We start from the raw sequence: 18492 nt of genomic DNA, 5'->3' as shown, positions 1-18492 counted from the left end.
TTGTTGCCCTCGCAATCTCATCAGCCGCCATTGTAGGCCAGTCCGCGCGCTCATCTGTTCCCGCTGTCCAGGTCGTCGGCCGCGTCCTCAACGGCGGCCTGCGCGGCACGGAACCGCTCGACGAATTCCTTGACCGGGAACCCGCACTTGCGCGCGACGATCTCGGGCCGGGCCTGCTCGATGTAGCACCAGTTCAGCAGCACGCGCTGCGCAATCGGAACGCGTGGCATAGCGAGCTGGATCCGCGCGGCGTCCTTTGCATCGATGCCGGCGCGAACCTCGATCCCGGACCACACGTCGCCCAGGGCGGAACGGCGCATGCTGTCGCAGATGGCGCCCGTCATGCAATCGGCGCCGCGCCGGCCGCGCGCGGTTGCCCAGCGCGCCCAGTTCTCCAGCCTCCAGCCGATGTCCTTCCGTTCGGTCAAGGTGCCTCCGTTCCCTCGGGCGCCGGCAGCGCGGGCACGTCGTCCACCTCGCGCGCCTCGACGTCGATGATGGCCGGATCCGCAGCGGCGTGCGCGCGCAGCTGCTCCTCGTACTCGCGGCGATGGCGTTCCATGTCTGCCTCGAGCACGGCGATGCGCTGCCGCGTGGCCTCGTGCTCGTAGATCGGGGTCAGCAAGTCGAAGAACGCGCCGATCATGCCGCCTCCGCCACCGGCGCTGTCACGCCTTCCAGGTGCTTGGCCAGCGACAGGATCGCCAGCGCGTCGGCCTCGTTGTTGTCCTTCGGGCGGAAGCCGAGCACGCGCGCGGTCTCGCACATGGCTGCCTTGTCCGCGTTGCCCTTGCCGGTCCAGTGCTTCTTGACCTGGCCGACGCCGACCGGGCGCAGCGGGACGTTGTTCGCCGCGCACCACATCTCCAGGCATGCGAGGAAGCCGCCGTAGACGTGTGCCGCCAGCGTGCCGGCGTGCTGCTTCACGTCTTCGTAGTAGACCGCGTGGATCTCGCCGCCGGCGACGCGCTGCTCGTTGAGGAAGGCGCGGAACTTCAGCCAGCGCTGGCCGGCCGCTTCCATGCGGCGCGGCGCGAACGATTCGCTGCCGCTGGCGACGGTGCCGGCGCGCGAGCTGCGTGCCCAGCCGGTCTGGGTTCCGATGTCGATGGCGAGGATGTTCATCGTTCAGGTTCTCCCGTGTCGTTGTTGTGCGCCCGGGCTGGCCGGGCGGGGTGGTGGTTATTCGACGATCAGCCAGTCCTCGGCCAGGGCATCGCTGCCGCTGGGCGCCCAGGTGCTCACGGTGTCGTCCGAGCCCTTGAGCGCGAGGTAGGCGTTGTACGGGACCATGCCGCCGTCGCCGAAGAAGGCCTTCGCGGCGCCGGTCTGCGCCGGGTAGCTGTTGGCCGGGACCAGGTACACAAACATGCCCTTGCCGTTCCAGCCGGCGCGCGTCACGCGGTGCCCGCGCTTCAATGCCTCGACGGCCAGACCGAACGTCATGGCATCGGTGCGACGGTACGCGTCGTCGAAGACGGCCTTCGGAGACCAGCTGACGTAACCAGCGCGGCCGGGCACGTTCGGTTTGCCGTCGGGCTCGTACTCGACCAGGTAGCCGTTGTCCGCACCGTTCTCGTCGGTCGGCAAGGCCCAGCCCCGGAACTGGTTGTACGCGACCCGCGTCATGGGCTCGGCGGTGATGATTTTGGTTCCGATGTAGCGCGTCATGCCTGCACCGCGTCGCTGGTTTTCGGCTCGGCTGCGAACTGAGCGCGACGGTGCAGCTCGTCGCGCAGCTGGTAGCCCATCAGCGGCCAGATCTTCTGGACGGCGTTCTGGCGCGCGATGTTGCGGCCGATCTCGGCGTCGAAGTTCTCCGGGCTGGCGCACGCGCTCTCGCCGGTGACGGTGAAGCCGTTGCGCAGGGTGAGCACGCAGAACGTCAGCAGGCCGAGCGTAGGCGGCAGGTTGTGGCCGTCCGGATCGTCGATGAGGCCGGCGGCGAACATGTCACCGATGACGCCGGCGTGTGCCGTGAAGTAGTGCGCGCTGGCGATGTTCGCCTCGATGTCCGCTGGCGTGACGCGCGGCGCGGTCTTGCCCTTGGCCTGGATCTGCTGCTCGATTGCTTGGTCGTTCATGTCTGCCTTTCAGGTTGTTGTCGAAGCCGTAACCCGGCTCGGTGGTGCGCTCGCGCGCGAAATGGTCTCGTCAGGCTCCGGCCTGCAGCGCGTCCTGCGCCATGCTCAGCTGGGTGGGCGTGATCTTCTCGCCCGCCTTGTGGCGATCAAGGATCCGCCGGGCCCAGCCTTTCGGGTCGCCGTCGGCTGGTTTGTGCACGATCTGGCCAACGAGCTGCTTGATCGCCTCGCGTGCTTTCGCGCTGCTGGTGGTCGACTGGCCGGGCGCGGTGAGCTGCAGCATCGGCGCGGGGATCGTCTCCCATTCGCCGCGGCCCAGCTGGTCGGCTAGCGCAGTTTCCCATCGGGCCTTGACGGCGCTGAAGGTCTGTTCGCGCAGCTCGACGGCCATGGGCATCGCGGCCCAGTAGATCGCCGGGTGCGACCAGGTGCCGTGTTCGCCGGCGAAGCGGGCCTGCACGCCGGCGACGGCCTCGTAGTACGCTCGCATCGGGTCGACGGGTGGGCGGCACATGCGCTTGAACTCGGGCAGCGTCGGCGGCCAATCGCGCGAGGCGAGGGCATCGACGCCGCGCTTGAGCTCCGCGCCGCTGTAGCCGGCGAGCTCCGCAGCCCAGTGCGCGATCAGCTTGTCCATGTTGGCCTGTGCCCACTGGTCGCCGAAGCGCTTTCCGTACTCGAGCAGCATCCGCTCGAACAGGCGCTCGATCCACGCCTCAGGCAGGGCGTTCGTTGAGGTCGATGATTCGGTCGTCAGGTTCATGGCGTGCGGTTCCGTTGATGCGGTCGTTGAGGCGTTGCATGTTGGCGTTCGCGGCTAGGCGCGGCGATGCGCGCGGCTGTGTGGCGCCTGCGGCGTTCAGGTCGGCGGCCTCGCGGGCCCAGCGCTCGAGGATGGCGAACACGTAGGCCGGCGCGATGCGCTCGTTCGGCTTCGAACGTTTTGCGTCTTCGCAGGCGGCGCGCATAGTGGCGACGGACACGCCCTGCTGGGCCAGGGTGATCAGGCGCGGGTCGGCAGGCTGACCCATGATCCCGAGTTCGCGCATGGCCTTGCTCAGGTCGCCAACGGGCGTCGGGAGGATGGGCTCCGCGCTCAACTCCGGTTGATCAGACGCGCGGTCTCCAAGGGTTTTAGTCTGGAGTCTGGAGTCTGGAGTCTGGCTAAGGTTTTTTTCAAAACCCACATGGTTTTCGAAATCAAAACCGTTTGGGTTTTCGCTGGGTTTGTTTTCGCTTGCCGATTTCCTCGGCCTGCCACCCTTCGCGCCGTTCTCTCGGTTCTTGTCCGCTTTCGCGCTGGCGATGCCGATTTCCTCCTCGCAGCGGCCTTGCGTCCACGTGCCGTCGACGAGCGTGAAGAACTCGTCGAGCACGTTGGAAAGCGCCTGCAGCTCGTCTTTCGTGCGGGCGCCGATGAGACGCGCGGCCTTGTCCTCGGGGATGCCGGCCTCGCGCGTGTAGTAGACGTCCATCAGGCGCGCGTAGATGCCGTGCTCGAGCAGCGTCAGGTGGCCGGCCTTCTTGATGTAGTCGCCGATGTGGCGTTTGTAGAAGTTCATGGCGCCACCTGGGCGAACAGGCCCGTGCGATCGAGCGCGCGCGACGCGGCCGGATTCAGCCAAAGACATTCCGTCCGGATCCCGGTGCCGCGGGCGGCCGAGATGCGTGCCTCGGTGCTGGCCATGGACCAGCCCTGCAGGGCGCCGAGATACATGGCGCTCTCGTACCCGCTGAGCACGACCATTCCCTGCAAGGCACACAGCTTGTCCAGCAACTGGACATGCTCGTCGTCGGACATCTCGCATGTGTAATAGCGGCCGTGGCGTGCGCCGACGTTACGCGTGCCCATGACGTACGGCGGATCCACGTAGAAGAGCGTGTCCTCGGCGTCGTGCTGGTCGAGGATGGACAGGGCCGGGCGGTTCTCGATCATCACGCCGGACAGGCGCGCGCATACTCGAGCGAGCGATTCCGGGAAGCGGGCCCACAGTTGCTGCGCGGTGCCGTGCTTGCGCCGGGTGTCGACGCGAAAGCCGGTCGTTCCCTTCGTGGCGCCGGCCGAGCCGAAACCCATCTCAGCACGGACCAGCGTGCGGCGCGCGCGCTCGATCGGATCGGTGGTCGGTTTGTACGCGGCGTCGAACTCGTCGCGGGCATAGGGGGTGAGCAGCAGCTGAGCGATCAGCTCGTCGCACTGGGCGCGATCGCGCAGCACGCGGAACACGTTGACGATGTCGCCGTCCAGGTCGTTGTAGACCTCGGCGTAGGCGCGATCCTTCTGGATGAGCACGCCGGCCGCGCCGCCGAATGGCTCGACGTAGCAACGGTGCGGAGGAAAGTGGCGGATGACCCACGGCGCCAGGCGGAACTTGCCGCCGTGGTAGCGCAGCACCGGCCGCGCCGGCGCCTCGAGCGTGTCGGCGGTGGTCGTCATGGCGGCGTCACTCCCGCCTGGGCCAGCATGGGCTTGACCTTCAGCACGGCCGCTTCCGCAGCTGCGCAGCGGTCCCACTCGGCCTGGTAGGCTGCGATGGCGTCGACGGCGTGCCAGTTGAAACCGTGGTCGTCACGGCCGGCCCGGCGCGCGTACGCGGCGCGGGCTTCCGCCTGGAGCATGTCGATGGGGATGATCGGGGAATCCATCAATCCTCCGCCTGTTCGCTCGGCTTGCGGAACTTCTTCGCTTCCTTCGCCAGCTCGTTGATGCTTTTGTGGAGCCGCCCGTATTCCCGGTTCTCGGTGCCCGAGTTGCGGGCGGCTCCATACACGCGATCCCGGATCACGACGTTGTCAGTCATCGACAGCAGTTTCGTCATGTCCGGATCTTGGGTTGATGTTGTCATGGTTCTGATTCCTGTTCAGCCCAGCTCGTGGCAGGGCGCGTTTTTGTCGTCTCCGAGCGCAGCCGGAAGCCATTAAAGATGCCTCCGGCCGTTGCTCACGCCGCGCGAGCGGCCTGCAATCCGACCGACACCCGGACATGCTCGGGATTCCCGGACCGGTGGCGGCGCCATACCATGCGTGTGCGCTGCAACATTGCTGAGCGCCCGCAGGAACGGGCTGCGCCCGAGGCCGAACAACTTACGCAGGCCGTCGAGGCTGGCCAGCTCTTCCGGGTTCATCTTCACTTCGACCGTCTCGATGCGGGTCGCGGGGTTCAAGCTCATGTGTTTCTCCTTGGTGATGCGGGTTTGCGAGGATGGGACTTCTGGTGCTGCTATCGCTCAAGGGCAACTTCCCTTGTGCAACTCTTCAGGCGCAAAAAAACCGCAGCTGTTACTGCGGCTGAGATTCAGGATGGGGCGTGTCGCTGGCTGGCACAGGCTCGAAAACGTCAGGGCGAGCGAGGCGTAGAAATTTCACTTGCGCTTTGGGGATGCCGTTGCGGTGCCACTGCGACACAGCCTGGGCCGTGACCTCGCACAGCGCCGCAGTTTTGGTCACGCCCCCAAGGCGTTGAATGATTTCGGTAGCGTTCATTTGAATTCTCAAGTTGACTTTAGAAACATCGTAAGTTCCCTTGAGAATAAAGTCAAGCCAGCTTGAAAAACGGTTTGTTAAGCTATCTTTATGAAATTACTATCGGAAAGATTGCGCTGGGCCATTGAGCGCGAGCGCGTGCGCCGGAACGGCAAGCGGGTGACCAAAGCCGAGCTGGCTCGTGTGGCTGGCGTATCGGACACGGCCGCTGGTAATTGGCTCAAGGGCGATCACGGGATGGACGCCCCCAAGGCACGCGCGGTGGCGGCGTATCTGCGGGTCGATCCGCTGTGGCTGGAAACCGGCGAAGGAAGTCCGACCGCGACGTCATCAATCGGGCGTTCAGACGACAGCGAGGTGGAAGATGCGCCAAAGATCATTCGACCGCGGCAGAGCATTCCCGTGATCGGTCGTGTCCAGGCGGGAACGGATGGCCTGTTGCATATCGACGACTTCAGTGCCGAGCACCCTGATGGATTCCTCGACTGGTATGCGACTTGTGCGGATGCTTACGCGTTGCGAATCCGCGGCGAGAGCATGAGCCCGCGTTACCTGCCGGGTGAATTCGTGGGCGTGGATCCGTGCGGTGAAGCGCAACCGAGCGATGAGGTGATTGTTCTTCTCAAGGATGGCCGTCGGCTAATCAAACGCCTTTTGTGGATACGAGACGACCAGGCCTGCTTCGAGTCCGTGAACAAGGACCACCCTAACATCATCATCGATTGCGCCGAAATTGATCGCATGCATCTGGTGCTCGGACACATCCCAAAACTCGTATTCCGCCCAAGTCTGTGAGAGGAACGCCCGATGAATTATGAGTACGTACTACTAGGTTGCATTATTGCGTTTCTATGGCAAATCAGCACGAATTTGGCTCGAGTTTGCGACCAACTTCAAAAGTCAATTTCGCGCTCAGAATCCACGGAAGAGAAGCTTGCGCAAATATACGACCAGCTAAATCTTATTGAAATAGAGATGAGTAAATCTGCAAATCACCTTGAAAGGATAAACGAAGCAACCGACGATTATCAGCGATTAGCTAATTATGCTCAGCGCGATACCTTTTTAAACGACGATTGAAAATGTCGGGCGATCTTCCTTTTATCAAGGGCCCGGGTCTCTACCTGGTCAACGTAGCTGGAGAGAGCTTTTACCCCGAGAGCTTTATCGCCCTCGCCGGGCCACGCAGGCCTGAGGGTGTGCAGATCGAGACGCGCGCCCAGCTGACGCTGCAAGATGACAACGAGTATGACAAGCTTGCGGTGCAGGTCACCATTTCAGGTTACCAGGTGGGACACCTACCTAAAGACGCTGCTCGCGCATTTCGGCGCACTGTTCGCTATGGCCCGCTGTCCGTGTACGAAACGTTTGAATGCGCTGCGATTATTTGCGGCGGCTGGGACACTGGTAACGGCAACGTCGGACATTTCGGCGTGCGACTCGACCTCTTACTCGATGGAGATTGAACGGCGATACGGCACGCCTACATGCCGAACTAGGGAGAAAAAATGAAAAAGATATTAACCGCAGCATTGCTTATTGCTGCCGCGCCAGCGTTTGCCCAAGTGCATGTGAATGGCTATACGAAAAAGGACGGCACGTATGTCGCTCCGCACGAGCGTACAGCGCCCAACCATACCAATTTGGACAACTACAGCACGAAGGGCAACGTGAACCCGTATACCGGGCAGCCGGGCACGAAGGAACCTGACCCGTATGGCTACCAGAACGCCCAACCTCGCCAACAGCAGTCCCAGCCCAGCCAGTCAAACACGCTGAGCCAGCCATCACCAGGACTTCAACCTTTGCCTGGGCTGCAACCCATAAAGCCGTCCAAGTTCTAACTCGCAACCTCATCAGTACCGAGCCCGCTTCAAGCGGGTTTTTTTTCGCCCTTCCGATTCAATCCCCCCCTTCACCCAAGTTGACTTGAATATTTTTCTCAAGATTACTTGACCTTAAACTAAAGTTGGCTTTAGTATGTCTCCATCGCAACCGAGCCCAGCAGGGCCAACCGGAGACCACGATGGACCGCTTCCCCTACACCGCCGAAGACCGCGAAGACCAGGTCTGCCAGCTGATCGACGCCCGCATCCACGCCATCAAGCACGACATCCGCGCGAATCGCGCGTCGACCGTCGCGGCCGTGCTCGAGCGCCTCGACCTGGGCTCGTTCGACGGCGACGCCGGCGCCGTGCTGCACGCGGCCGTGGTCGGCCACTCCGCCGCCGTGGGCGTCGACCACGCAGCCGCCGTCGAGGCCGCCATCTACTTCGAAGCCGAGGCGCTGGCCGAGAGCGACGTGGCCGACATGGAGCGCCGCCGCGAGCAGTCCGCGCAGGACGCACGCATCGAGCAGCGCGTGTGGAACCACTTCTTTGCGCGTGAGGTGGCAGCGTGAGCAAGCTCTTCCGTGCACAGGCCGCGTACCTGCGGCAAGAGAACCGCGCGCTGACTGCTGAACTGGTGCCGTGAACGGGAGGCAGCATGAACTGCGAAACCATTAAGTGCCTGGAGCGCCTGAAATCGAGCCTCGAGGCTGCAGCCCAGCTCTCCAACCCCGGCAGGGTTGAAACCGTCGAAGCGCTCCGGTCCGGCATCCAGATCGCCGTCGACGCAGTCGCACGTGAGCTGATCTACGAACAGGGCAAGGCCGCAGCAGCCGGCCAACACCAATAAACCAACCGCCGGCGGCGCCGGCCAGAACGAGGAGCAGCAGGATGGAACTGAAACACACGCCGGGGCCGTGGCGCGCCGGAAGCGGTACCGGTGGCAAAGGATCAGTGGTCTCCGACCAGTTGGCGGTCGGCGCGCTCGGCGGCTCCGATGCCGTCGAGTACTACGGCGGCAACCTCATCGCCGAATCCATCGCGCCGGAGAACATCCCGCTGATCGCCGCGGCCCCCGAGCTGCTCGACGTCGTAATCATGATGCGCGACGCCGATGACGACTGCGGCCTGGACGGTCTGCCCCGTATCCCCTGCAGTGCGCGAGCCGCTATCGATGCGGCTATTGCGAGGGCCACCGGGAGCGCCGCATGATCGCCGCCGCCCGCATCGCGCGCCGCCTGGTGCGCAAGCTGATCAAGCCGTTCGCCCTGTGGCTGGCCGACCTGCAGATCGCCGAGGCCGAAGCGCACGCCGAACACTACGCGCAGCTGCGCGGCGACCTGGTCGGCATGGAGAAGGACATGCGCGTGCACGCTGTCTTGCTGGTCGCGCGCCGGAACGAAATTCGCAACTGGTAACCCATCAACCCGAGGAACCCATGATCCGCCACGTCTTCAATCAGTACCGCCTGTACCTGCGCGCCGGCTTCCGCCCGCGCCAAGCCGCTGCCCGCGCCGTGAGCAGCTACCTGATCGGCTTTTAACCACGAAGGAAACCATGAACGAACTGACCATCCAGGGCGAATCCACGTTCTCCCTTTCCCCCCGCAACCTGGCCGAGGCCATGGAGTTCGCGAAGATCATCGCGCAGTCCGATATGGTCCCGAAGGACTACGTCAACAAGCCGGGCAACGTGCTGGTGGCAGTGCAGACCGGCGCCGAGCTGGGCCTCAAGCCGATGCAGTCGCTGCAGGGTATCTCGGTCATCAACGGCCGGCCCAGCATCTGGGGTGATGCGATGCGCGCGCTCGTGATCAGCCACCCCGAATTCGAGGACCTGCACGAGGACAAGCAGGACACGTACTGCACCGTCACCTTGAAGCGGCGCGGGCGCTCCCCGGTGGTCACGACGTTTACGATGGAAGACGCGAAGAAAGCCGGCTTGGCCGGGAAGTCGGGGCCGTGGCAGACCGCGCCGAAGCGGATGCTGCAAATGCGCGCGTTCGCGTTCGCCGCCCGCGACCTGTTCGCCGACGCACTCAAGGGTATCAAGTCGACCGAGGAGCTGCGCGATTACCCCGCCGAGGAGCGCGTCGAGCGCGATATCACGCCGGCGCCGACAGCAACGGCCAAGGAGACTGCGGCGCTGGCCCGGGCGGAGCTGCCGGTGTGCACGCCCGAGAAGTTCGAAGAGAACGCGCCGGCGTGGCGCGACATGGTCCTGTCCGGAAAGAAGACGCCGGCCGCGCTGATCTCGATGCTGAGCACGAAGGCGGTCCTGTCCGAAGAGCAGAAGCTGACGATCGACAGTTGGGGTCGTGAGAATGACTGAGATCGAGACGCGCATCCCGGTCGAGCGGCTGCATGAGCTGCTGACGCTCGACCTCGAGACGGGCTTGCTGACCTGGAAGCCCAAGGCCGCCAGCGTTCGGGCAAAGCACTGGAATGCAGTGCGCGCTGGTCAGCCGGCTTTGCACAGCAAGACGGCGGCCGGCTACTTCACTGGTCGTATCGATGGCTGCTTTGTGTTCGCGCATCGAGTCGTGTTCGCAATGACCCATGGGCATTGGCCGGCGCAGTTCATCGACCACGAGAACGGCATGCGCGATGACAACCGCCCCGGCAATCTCCGCGATGTAACGCAGCAAGAGAACCAGCAAAACCGACAGCTCGCCATCACCAACAAGTCGGGCGTCATCGGTGTGCACTGGAGCCAGCCGCATCGCAAATGGCGCGCATCGATCAAGGTGAACCGGAAAGCGCAACACCTGGGCCTGTTCGGGACTGTGGCGGAAGCCGCTGCGGCCAGGCATACCGCCGAAGTAAATCTCGGCTTTCATTCGAACCACGGAAGGAAATGAATATGACAACCATCCACGACCTCACCCAAGGCAGCGCCGAGTGGCAGCAGTACCGACTGGAGAAGTTCGGCGCCAGCGAGGCGGCCGCGATGCTGGGAATTTCCACGCTCGTGAAGCGCAATGAGCTGCTGCACATGAAGGCTACCGGCACCGCGCAGGAGTTCAGCGACTGGGTGCAAAAGAACATCCTCGACTACGGCCACCACGTCGAAGCGCTGGCGCGCCCGCTCGTCGAAGAGCTGATCGGAGAAGACCTCTATCCGGTCACGTGCTCCGACGGCCGCCTCTCGGCATCGTGCGACGGCCTGACGATGGGTGAAGACATCGCATTCGAGCACAAGCAGTGGAACCAGGCACTGGCCGCTGCGATCGAGGCCGGCCAGCTGCCGGACGAGTATATGCCGCAGCCGCAGCAGATCATGATGGTGACGCCCGCGAAGAAGGTGATCTTCGTGTGTTCCGACGGCACGCGCGATAACTTCGTGTACCTGTGGGTGCTGCCGGATCCGGCGTGGCAGGCGCGCATCCGCGACGGCTGGAAGCAGTTCGAAGCCGACCTGGCCGAATACCAGCACGTCGAGGTGCTTCCGCCGCCGGTTGCCGCCGCCGTGCAGGACCTGCCGGCGCTGTCGATCCGCGTCGACGGCCAGCTCACCCTGAACCACAATCTCGTGCTGTTCGGCCAGCGGCTGCAGTCGTTCATCGACGACATCGATACGAACCCGAGCGACGATCAGGCTTTCGCCGACGCCGAGCAGGCCATCAAGGTGATGGAGCGCGCCGAGACCGCGCTGGGCGCCGCAAAGGCATCCGCGCTGGGCCAGGTCTCCAGCGTCGACGAGATGGTGCGCACGGTGGACAGCTACCACGAGCTGGCCAGGAAGACGCGCCTGATGCTGGAAAAGGTCGTCAAGGCGCGCAAGGAGACGATCCGCGTCGAGATCCAGCAGGCCGGCAAGGACAAGGCCGCGGCCCACATCGCTGCGCTGAACGCGCGCCTCGGCAAGCCGTACATGCCGCCCGTCGCCGTGGACTTCGCCGGCGTCATGAAGGGCAAGAAGACCGTCACCAGCCTGCGCGACGCCGTCGACACCGAGCTCGCGCGCTTCAAGATCGAGGCGAATGCAGTCGCCGACCGCATCCAGATCAACCTCGGCACGCTGCGCGAGCTGGCCGTCGCGCATTCCTTCCTGTTCGCGGATACGCCATCGATCGTGCTCAAGGACCCCGATGACCTGGCCGCGCTGGTCAAGCTGCGGATCGCCGAACACGAGCAGGCCGAGGCGGCGAAGGCCGAAGCCCTGCGCGCCAAGATCGCCGAAGAGGAACGCGTCAAGGCCGAGAAGGCTGCAGAGGACGCTGAGCGTGCGCGCGTCGCCGCCGAGATGAAGCGGCAGCTGGATGAGCAGGCCGCCAGCATCGCTGCGGCGAACAAGGCAGCTGCTGCCGAACTGGCCGCAGCAAAAGCCAGCCCAGAAGGCGCGGACCTGTCGCCGTCCGCGCAGGTGCTGCTCGAGCAAGAAGGCGCAGCCCGTTTCGCCGCGACGCATCCAGCTGCCGCAGCGATTGTGACGCCGATCGAGACCGCGCGCCCGGCAGCAGCACCGACCACGGCGCCCGCGCTGCGCCTGGGCCAGATCAATGAGCGCTTGGCGCCCATCGCGCTGACCGCCGACGGCCTCGCGCGCCTGGGTTTCGCGCCGGCCGCGACCGACAAGTCCGCCAAGCTGTACCACGAAGCAGACTTCCCGGCGATGTGCGCCGCGCTGATCCGCCACGTCACAACGGTGGCCCAGCAGGCGAAGGCCGCGTAATGGCCGGCCAGCGCCCGTGCCTGTGGACGGTCCTGCACTGCAAGCAGCAGGACTTCCAGCGCTTCCTCGGCGTCGACAGCGAGACCGCGGCCGCGCGCCGCGTGAAGGAAGTCTGCGAAGTCGGCTCGCGCGCCGAGCTGGACCGCGACGCAGCCGCACAGGCGCGCTGGGATGAACGGATCCGGCGCGCGTACCTCAACTATCAAAAGCAGCACCCCACCAACCACCAATAGGACCAGGAGATGTAACCCATGTTCGAACTGAAACAGATCGTCAAACTCGCCAACGTCAACCCGCGCGCGGAGCTGCACGGCGAAGACCCGAAGCCCGCCTTCGACCTCAAGATCGAGGCCACGTGCCCGAGCAGCGTGCTGATCCACTTCCATTCGGAGTTGCGTCAGCACCTCTTCAAGAAGGACGAGAACCCCGACCTGGTCGACCAGGTCGACCAGATGACCGGGGGCGACGGCCTGACCGTGCTGCGCTACCCGAAGATGGGCGCCATCAAATGGGACTGGGAAGGTGCCGGGTACACGGCCACCATCGATTACGGCCTGGGCGGCGACAGCAACATCGTCCTGCACGACTGCAAAATCGACCACTTCAAGATCGAGGCCCAGAACGGCGGCTCGGTCGTGCTGACCTTCCGCATCATCGCCCATCCGGACACCGAGGACGTCGGCGCGATCTGCGAGTTCATGGCGCGCGACATCGACCTGACGCTGACGGCGCCAGAGGCGAAGACGGCCGACGATCTGTTCCCGGACAACATGCGGAAGGCGGCCTGATCATGAGCGCCGTACTGAAAATCATGCCGCTGGAACAGTGCGGCGCCGTCAGCAAATGCATGGCGTCGCCCCAGAGCTACGCGTCGAGCATCAGCGCCTACCGCACGCCATCCATTGACCAGATCGCCACGCGAGCAATGCGGGAACTGGAATCGGCGCGTGCTGTTGACGTGGCTACCCATGAACGTAACCTGCCGGCGATCGCGAACAATGCTGCGGTTCGCGCCCACGTCGAGGCCGTAATGGATGCGATCGGCATGCCGCGCAGCTGGTCACAGCGCGAGACTAAGTCGCGGTCGCGCTACCCGAAGAACATCACCACTCCGGCGGGCTACCTGACTGACCTAGTACGCGAGTGCAGGACGGACGACGGCTTCACGGCTGCGACGAACACCTATAACACGCTGCTGGCGCGCTATCGCGAGTATGAGGCGTCGGCCCAGGTGGAGGCGGAGCGCGCACGTGCTGCGGCCGAGCGTGAGGCGGCGCAGAAGCTTGCCAAGCACCGCGCCGACCTCGAACTGGTGACGATCATTCAGCGCTACGGTCTGCCGATCGAGTCCGAATGGCACGATGTGCTGGAAGCCCTGCGCGGCCGCGATCAGCGGCTCGACCTGGCTGTGGCGATGGAGGACGTGCGCGGCGACTGGAACGATGGATGCGGCGCCGTGGAATACGCGCTGAGCCGATTCACGATCCGCGACAACGAGGACAAGGACATCGCCAACGACGTTCTGGGTTGTACGCGCGACTTCGAGGACGGTCGTGTCTTCCGTGATACGACTTGGTCCTACAGTGCACTGTATGCGTCCGTCGCCGACAGGCAGCTGGTGGCCGACGTCCAGACGGCGCGCAGCCATGCGAGGAACGAATCGTGAGCCAGTTATCCCAGAATCCGCTGAGCATCCGTGGCCTCAGGCCGATCGCAGAACTCGCCGCGGGCCGGGATCACGGCGACCGGCTGCGCTACAGGGCGGGCTGCCGTTGCTTCCACTGCCGGAGCGCCAATACCGCGTACGAGGCGGCCCGGAAGATTGCGCGCGCCGCCGGCGAAGGAAACGGCATCGTGCCGGCCGCGAAGGCGCGTGCGCACCTGAAGGCACTGTCGGCGCAGGGAGTCGGACGGCGTTCTGTCGGGGCTGCATGCGACGTCGCCGACACCGTGCTGGCCGACATCATCTCCGGCCGCAAGACGAACATCCGCGCCTCGACGGAACGCGCCATCCTGAAAGTCACCGCCGCCGCAGCTGGCGACGGGGCGCTGGTCCCCGGCAAGGCCACCTGGAAGATGCTCGACCAGCTGATCGACGACGGATACACCCGGACCTATCTCGCTGCGCAGCTCGGCAGCAAAAGCAAGGTTCCGGCGCTGCAGCTCAAACGCGACTTCGTGACGGTGCGCAGCGCGTACCTGGTCGAGCGCCTGTTCGAGAAACTGAAATGCGAGTGCGCCAAGCCGACCATGAAGCTGCTGTCGAAGCTGCGCGACGAGGGATACACGCAACATCAGATCGAGCAGCGGCTGGTGGAGCTGGCCGCGCGGCTCGGCGAGGATGCGCCGTCGATCCAGCCGAACAAAAAAGGGAGGATCAGCACGAAAGCGGCTGATCTCGTGGAACAGCTTTACCGAGAAATGACGGCCTGAAAATCATGAGCGAAAACAGCAAAATCGAATGGACCGATCACACCTTCAATCCGTGGATCGGCTGCACGAAGGTAAGCCCGGGCTGCGACCACTGCTACGCCGAGCGCGACATGGCCAGCCGCCTGAAGGTGGTCCAGTGGGGCCCGCACGGCGAGCGCGTGCGCACGAAGCCGGCGAACTGGTCGAAGCCGCTGGCCTGGAACCGCCGGCATGAGGGATTCTTCGCCCAGCACGGCCGCCGTCAGCGTGTGTTCTGCGCCAGCCTGGCCGACGTCTTCGACAATCAGGTCGACCCGGCGTGGCGCGCGGATCTGCTTGAGCTGATCGACCAGACGCCGGACCTGGACTGGCTGCTGCTGACGAAGCGCATCGGCAACGTGACCGACATGCTGCCAAACGGTTGGCTGATGAAGCACACGAACGTGTGGCTGGGGGCGAGCATCGTCAACCAGATCGAGGCGGACCGCGACATCCCGAAGCTGGTCGCGCTGCACGCCGCCGTGAAGTTCCTGTCCATGGAACCGCTGCTGGGGCCGGTCGACCTGCGTGGCAACCTGCCGGGGGAGCGCGCACTACGCTGGCACCGCCCGATGCTGAATATGCTGGACTGGGTCATCGTCGGCGGCGAGAGCGGCCCGGCCGCGCGCCCTATGCATCCGGACTGGGCTCGTGACCTGCGCGACCAGTGCGCGGCCGCCGGCGTGCCCTTCCTATTCAAGCAGTGGGGAGAGTGGTTGCCGGCCATCGACGGCCGCAGCGTGCTGGGTAAGACGCTGATCCTCGAGGGCGCCGCGCCGTTACCGGAAAAGCTGCAATGGCACGGCTTCGAGTGCGGACAGCAGGTCGCGCGGGTCGGCAAGAAAGCCGCTGGACGCCAGCTCGACGGCGTCCAGCACGACGGATACCCGAGTGCCAAATCTGGCACTTTTTGAGAGGACACCATGAACCAGAAAATCGACCCCTGCGACACCATGCGCGTGAACCTGATCGCGGCGGCCGTCGGCCTGCAGCAGTGCACGAAGACGGAATCGAACATCGTGCACATCCCGGGCGGCGACCGCGTGATCGCGATCGGGACGCCGGCGCAGGTGGCGCTGCTGCTGCGCAAGCAGGTGCCGGACGCGCGGCCGATCGTTGGCCAGGGCGATGGCGCCGCGCTTGCGAATGCCTTGGGCGAATGGATGACGCAAAGCGTCGTGCACGATGTCCCTACCAACGACCAGGTCGACAGCGAAGGCGGGCACCATGATTGAACGAGGAGCCGACCGCCGCCGCGGCGTGTCGTCGTACTTCACCAGCCCGCAGCACGACCGACGCCGGCCGCGGTTCGAGCGGCGCGGCACGGTGCCCCAGGAGGCACCGCCGACGCGCGAGCAGCAGTTGTACGGCGAGCGCCGGCAGCACCCACGAGAACGTTAGGAGAAGACCAGATGCAAACCACCACAACCCTGCCGGAAACCGGCTTCATGCGCGAGCGCGACCTGATCGGGAGTGCGAAAGCGCGCGGCCCGATCCCCTTCTCGCACGCAACCCTGTGGCGGAAAGTGAAATCGCACCAGTTCCCGGCGCCAGTCAAGCTGTCCGAAGGCATCACGGCTTGGCGCGTCGAGGACGTGCGCGAATGGATCGCGAAGCACGCCTGACCAACGCCGCGATTTGTTGGTATTTCTGTTGGTACGTCGCCAACCTCATCCGCAAAAACCCAGCATCCATGAGGCCTCCAGCCGCTTTTTCTATTCCGGCCGGAGGCACCACCTACTCATCCGTAGTAGTCCCGCAAAGTACAAGAAACCGCGTTTCTCCCTCTGGGAACGCGGTTTTTTTGTGCGCCGAAGTTTGAGCTCGTCCATCACCAGCCATCGTTTTTGTCGTAGGCGGATGTTGCGCTGTCGGGCAAAGCACATAAGCCGCGAACCAGCTCGAGCAGCCGGCCTTCATCGGTCAGCGACGCGAGTAGTGCGAGCGATACGCCGGCGCAGCCCACAGCGCGTGTACTCGGCACGCCCTTGGATCGTGCCAGCTCAAGAATTTGGTCGGCCTGGAGGTTTATCTCACCACCCCATACAAAACCTCGACCGGCGTCGCGCAAAGAGGCGGGATTTCGTCATGACGGAATTTGTCCTGCCAACCTTGCCAAAGGTTGCCCATTTGAAACAAAAATATAGATATTGAACAGCTCCGCATTACAATAGCAATTAGCTCAACAGCAACGGCAACAGTCGATGTCAGCTATCCCCTATTACGAACAGCACGCAACTCGGCTGGTTACTCAATATGAGTCGCTGTCATTTGAGGACGTCCACGCGGACCTGATCGGCATACTGCCGGCGCCGGGCAGCACGGTCCTCGATATCGGCGCAGGTTCCGGCCGGGACGCGGCGTGGCTCGCGGCAAAGGGATACGACGTCGTGGCCGTCGAGCCATCCGAAGCCATGCTCGCCCACGCGCGCGCGAAACACACGTCGAGCCGGATCCAATGGCTTTCCGACAGCCTGCCTGACCTCGCGAAGGTGCGACGCCTCGGGCTGAGCTTCGACCTCATCCTGCTGTCCGCCGTCTGGATGCACATTCCTCCATCCGATCGCCAGCGTGCGTTGCGCAAGCTGGCGACGCTGCTGGCGCCGAAAGGACGCATCGCGATCAGCCTCCGGCTCGGTGCGCCCGACACCGAACGCGCGATGCACGAGGTCTCGCTACTGGAACTGGCCGGCCTTGCCCAGCAATTCGGGCTACGCATCGTCCACGCCAGCGACAGCCAGGACAAGCTGGGACGAAGCGAAGTGTCGTGGACGAACGTCGTGCTGGGGCTCCCCGACGACGGCCTGGGTGCCCTGTCCCTGCTGCGGCACCTGATCCTCGTGGACGAAAAGTCGTCGACGTACAAGATCGCGCTGCTGCGCGTCCTTGCCCGCATCGCGGATACCGCAGCGGGACTGGCGCGCTACGAAGCGGAGTCCGTGATCGTGCCGCTGGGTGTTGTATCGCTGTTCTGGCTGCGCATGTACAAGCCCCTGATCGAACACGCCTTGCCCCAGATGCCGCTCACGCGGCTCGGGACCGGCCCCGGTTTCGTCACCAACAGCTTCACCTCGCTGCGGTCCGTGACCGCGGTCGAACTGCGGATCGGCTCCGTGTTCGGCGACCAAACGGCGAAGCACCTGCACCAGAGTCTTTCCGAGATTTCGCAGGTGATCCGCAACATGCCCGCGAACTACCTGCGCTGGCCCGCGAGCGACAAGCCGATCTTCGACGTCACGCGGCGCCGCATGGTGCCGACGCCCTCGTCGCTGCAGATCGACGAAGCCTTCCTGTGGAGTCTCGGCGACTTCCGCATCCCACTCGAGATCTGGCATGCGCTCACGCATTACAACGTGTGGATCGAGCCCGTGCTCGTGTCGGAGTGGGTCAGGGTGATCGAGTCCTATTGCAACGACGGGCGCCCGGACGTTCGCACCCTCGCTCACTCGCTGCTCGCATGGGTCGATCCGGCGCGCGACACCAGCTTCGCCCGCGCGGCGGTCGATCGCATGCGCACAGCCGGCAAGCCTGTGTATTGCGTCTGGTCCGGTGCGCGCCTGCGCGACGAATACGACGTCGACCACTGCTTCCCGTTCGCCGCTTGGCCTTGCGGGGACGCGTGGAACCTGATGCCGGCGTCACGCCAGGTCAACATCCAGAAGTCGAACCGGCTCGTCTCCCAGGCCGCGCTGGAACGCGCCAGCGACACCATCAGCAGCTGGTGGAACGACGCCTTCCTGAGTCAGGGCGACGGCCTGCGGCGCCAGTTCTTCCTTGAAGCGTCACAGACCCTGCCGATTCTCGTGACCACTCCGGAACCGGCGGACGTCATCGACGCGATGAAAGTCCATCGCATCAGGTTGAGCAAGGATCAGGGACTGCGCCCTTGGGAGCCTGCCAATACTGCCGGTCGCAACCGGGCTGCGGCAGCAAGCCTTCCGTCAATGCATCAACCGACTATCGAATGAGTT

General features: G+C 64.4%; 32 protein-coding genes. 20 read left to right on the top strand and 12 right to left on the bottom strand.

All coding sequences use genetic code 11. The features are described from left to right. Positions 1–50 precede the first annotated feature (50 nt). The 12 genes from ACL58G_RS07835 to ACL58G_RS07780 form a co-directional block, all read right to left on the bottom strand. Entirely contained in the window at positions 51–428 is a 378-nt protein-coding gene (locus ACL58G_RS07835) for a hypothetical protein (RefSeq protein WP_440966137.1), read from the bottom strand. Then, positions 425–646 (bottom strand): hypothetical protein, encoded by a 222-nt coding sequence (locus tag ACL58G_RS07830; protein ID WP_440966135.1) that lies wholly within the window; start codon positions 644–646, stop codon positions 425–427. Before ACL58G_RS07830 ends, ACL58G_RS07835 begins: the two co-directional genes overlap by 4 nt. Then, positions 643–1125, bottom strand: a complete 483-nt coding sequence (locus ACL58G_RS07825) for a hypothetical protein (protein WP_440966133.1) — start codon at positions 1123–1125, stop codon at positions 643–645. The genes ACL58G_RS07830 and ACL58G_RS07825 overlap by 4 nt, the downstream gene beginning before the upstream one ends. A 57-nt stretch (positions 1126–1182) precedes the next feature. Continuing rightward, positions 1183–1629 carry a DUF2829 domain-containing protein gene (locus ACL58G_RS07820; protein ID WP_440966131.1) on the bottom strand — a complete coding sequence of 149 codons (447 nt, stop codon included), beginning with the start codon at positions 1627–1629 and terminating at the stop codon, positions 1183–1185. 38 nt (positions 1630–1667) lie between these two features. Continuing rightward, a complete protein-coding gene (locus tag ACL58G_RS07815; protein WP_440966129.1) occupies positions 1668–2084 on the bottom strand; it encodes a Gp49 family protein in 417 nt (138 codons plus the stop codon). A 70-nt stretch (positions 2085–2154) separates the two neighbouring features. After that, positions 2155–2847 (bottom strand): hypothetical protein, encoded by a 693-nt coding sequence (locus ACL58G_RS07810; protein WP_440966127.1) that lies wholly within the window; start codon positions 2845–2847, stop codon positions 2155–2157. Next, the gene (locus ACL58G_RS07805; RefSeq protein WP_440966126.1) at positions 2801–3646 is read right to left on the bottom strand and encodes a YdaU family protein; all 846 of its coding nucleotides are present in this window, start codon (positions 3644–3646) and stop codon (positions 2801–2803) included. The genes ACL58G_RS07810 and ACL58G_RS07805 overlap by 47 nt, the downstream gene beginning before the upstream one ends. Further along, the gene (locus ACL58G_RS07800) at positions 3643–4521 is read right to left on the bottom strand and encodes a DNA adenine methylase (protein ID WP_440966124.1); all 879 of its coding nucleotides are present in this window, start codon (positions 4519–4521) and stop codon (positions 3643–3645) included. Before ACL58G_RS07800 ends, ACL58G_RS07805 begins: the two co-directional genes overlap by 4 nt. Continuing rightward, positions 4518–4730: a hypothetical protein gene (locus ACL58G_RS07795; RefSeq protein ID WP_440966123.1), complete on the bottom strand. Its 213-nt coding sequence runs from the start codon at positions 4728–4730 to the stop codon at positions 4518–4520. The genes ACL58G_RS07800 and ACL58G_RS07795 overlap by 4 nt, the downstream gene beginning before the upstream one ends. Next, a complete protein-coding gene (locus ACL58G_RS07790; protein WP_440966121.1) occupies positions 4730–4903 on the bottom strand; it encodes a hypothetical protein in 174 nt (57 codons plus the stop codon). Before ACL58G_RS07790 ends, ACL58G_RS07795 begins: the two co-directional genes overlap by 1 nt. Before the next feature lie 99 nt (positions 4904–5002). After that, complete coding sequence (locus tag ACL58G_RS07785; protein ID WP_440966120.1) at positions 5003–5254, bottom strand: hypothetical protein; 252 nt, start codon at positions 5252–5254, stop codon at positions 5003–5005. A 109-nt stretch (positions 5255–5363) separates the two neighbouring features. After that, positions 5364–5567, bottom strand: a complete 204-nt coding sequence (locus tag ACL58G_RS07780; RefSeq protein WP_440966118.1) for a hypothetical protein — start codon at positions 5565–5567, stop codon at positions 5364–5366. A 90-nt stretch (positions 5568–5657) separates the two neighbouring features. Between ACL58G_RS07780 and ACL58G_RS07775 the strand changes: the two genes are divergently transcribed. The 20 genes from ACL58G_RS07775 (at position 5658) to ACL58G_RS07680 (ending at position 18489) form a co-directional block, all read left to right on the top strand. Continuing rightward, on the top strand, positions 5658–6362 hold the full coding sequence (locus tag ACL58G_RS07775; RefSeq protein ID WP_440966116.1) for a LexA family protein: 705 nt from the start codon (positions 5658–5660) through the stop codon (positions 6360–6362). Positions 6363–6374: 12 nt separating this feature from the next. Then, positions 6375–6647, top strand: coding sequence for a hypothetical protein (locus ACL58G_RS07770; protein WP_440966114.1), 273 nt, complete (start codon positions 6375–6377; stop codon positions 6645–6647). 2 nt (positions 6648–6649) lie between these two features. Then, positions 6650–7033: an HIRAN domain-containing protein gene (locus tag ACL58G_RS07765; protein WP_440966112.1), complete on the top strand. Its 384-nt coding sequence runs from the start codon at positions 6650–6652 to the stop codon at positions 7031–7033. 42 nt (positions 7034–7075) lie between these two features. Further along, a complete protein-coding gene (locus ACL58G_RS07760; protein ID WP_440966110.1) occupies positions 7076–7411 on the top strand; it encodes a hypothetical protein in 336 nt (111 codons plus the stop codon). Positions 7412–7593: 182 nt separating this feature from the next. Continuing rightward, entirely contained in the window at positions 7594–7968 is a 375-nt protein-coding gene (locus ACL58G_RS07755) for a hypothetical protein (protein ID WP_440966109.1), read from the top strand. 86 nt (positions 7969–8054) lie between these two features. Then, positions 8055–8246, top strand: coding sequence for a hypothetical protein (locus ACL58G_RS07750; RefSeq protein WP_440966107.1), 192 nt, complete (start codon positions 8055–8057; stop codon positions 8244–8246). Positions 8247–8287: 41 nt separating this feature from the next. Next, on the top strand, positions 8288–8608 hold the full coding sequence (locus ACL58G_RS07745) for a hypothetical protein (RefSeq protein ID WP_440966105.1): 321 nt from the start codon (positions 8288–8290) through the stop codon (positions 8606–8608). After that, positions 8605–8814, top strand: coding sequence for a hypothetical protein (locus tag ACL58G_RS07740; protein WP_440966103.1), 210 nt, complete (start codon positions 8605–8607; stop codon positions 8812–8814). Before ACL58G_RS07745 ends, ACL58G_RS07740 begins: the two co-directional genes overlap by 4 nt. Positions 8815–8953: 139 nt before the next feature. Continuing rightward, positions 8954–9727, top strand: a complete 774-nt coding sequence (locus ACL58G_RS07735; protein WP_440966101.1) for a recombinase RecT — start codon at positions 8954–8956, stop codon at positions 9725–9727. Further along, positions 9720–10256, top strand: a complete 537-nt coding sequence (locus ACL58G_RS07730; protein ID WP_440966099.1) for an HNH endonuclease signature motif containing protein — start codon at positions 9720–9722, stop codon at positions 10254–10256. Before ACL58G_RS07735 ends, ACL58G_RS07730 begins: the two co-directional genes overlap by 8 nt. A 2-nt stretch (positions 10257–10258) precedes the next feature. Then, positions 10259–12070 carry a YqaJ viral recombinase family protein gene (locus ACL58G_RS07725; RefSeq protein WP_440966097.1) on the top strand — a complete coding sequence of 604 codons (1812 nt, stop codon included), beginning with the start codon at positions 10259–10261 and terminating at the stop codon, positions 12068–12070. Continuing rightward, entirely contained in the window at positions 12070–12303 is a 234-nt protein-coding gene (locus ACL58G_RS07720) for a hypothetical protein (protein WP_440966096.1), read from the top strand. Before ACL58G_RS07725 ends, ACL58G_RS07720 begins: the two co-directional genes overlap by 1 nt. A gap of 18 nt (positions 12304–12321) precedes the next feature. Continuing rightward, complete coding sequence (locus ACL58G_RS07715) at positions 12322–12858, top strand: hypothetical protein (RefSeq protein WP_440966094.1); 537 nt, start codon at positions 12322–12324, stop codon at positions 12856–12858. Between the two features lie 2 nt (positions 12859–12860). Continuing rightward, a complete protein-coding gene (locus tag ACL58G_RS07710; protein WP_440966092.1) occupies positions 12861–13736 on the top strand; it encodes a hypothetical protein in 876 nt (291 codons plus the stop codon). Next, positions 13733–14503 (top strand): hypothetical protein, encoded by a 771-nt coding sequence (locus tag ACL58G_RS07705; RefSeq protein WP_440966090.1) that lies wholly within the window; start codon positions 13733–13735, stop codon positions 14501–14503. The genes ACL58G_RS07710 and ACL58G_RS07705 overlap by 4 nt, the downstream gene beginning before the upstream one ends. A gap of 5 nt (positions 14504–14508) precedes the next feature. Further along, positions 14509–15435: a phage Gp37/Gp68 family protein gene (locus ACL58G_RS07700; protein WP_440966088.1), complete on the top strand. Its 927-nt coding sequence runs from the start codon at positions 14509–14511 to the stop codon at positions 15433–15435. A 9-nt stretch (positions 15436–15444) separates the two neighbouring features. After that, a complete protein-coding gene (locus ACL58G_RS07695; protein ID WP_440966086.1) occupies positions 15445–15756 on the top strand; it encodes a hypothetical protein in 312 nt (103 codons plus the stop codon). Then, positions 15749–15922 carry a hypothetical protein gene (locus ACL58G_RS07690; protein ID WP_440966084.1) on the top strand — a complete coding sequence of 58 codons (174 nt, stop codon included), beginning with the start codon at positions 15749–15751 and terminating at the stop codon, positions 15920–15922. Before ACL58G_RS07695 ends, ACL58G_RS07690 begins: the two co-directional genes overlap by 8 nt. Before the next feature lie 11 nt (positions 15923–15933). After that, positions 15934–16146 (top strand): helix-turn-helix transcriptional regulator, encoded by a 213-nt coding sequence (locus ACL58G_RS07685; RefSeq protein ID WP_440966082.1) that lies wholly within the window; start codon positions 15934–15936, stop codon positions 16144–16146. A 579-nt stretch (positions 16147–16725) separates the two neighbouring features. Beyond that, positions 16726–18489 carry a methyltransferase domain-containing protein gene (locus ACL58G_RS07680; RefSeq protein ID WP_440966080.1) on the top strand — a complete coding sequence of 588 codons (1764 nt, stop codon included), beginning with the start codon at positions 16726–16728 and terminating at the stop codon, positions 18487–18489. Positions 18490–18492 lie beyond the last annotated feature (3 nt).

The organism is Massilia sp. GER05 (assembly GCF_052056005.1).
Classification (GTDB): Bacteria; Pseudomonadota; Gammaproteobacteria; order Burkholderiales; family Burkholderiaceae_D; genus Telluria; species Telluria orientalis.
The sequence above is the reverse complement of the archived record's forward strand: the minus strand, read 5'-3'. Positions and strand labels throughout refer to the sequence as shown.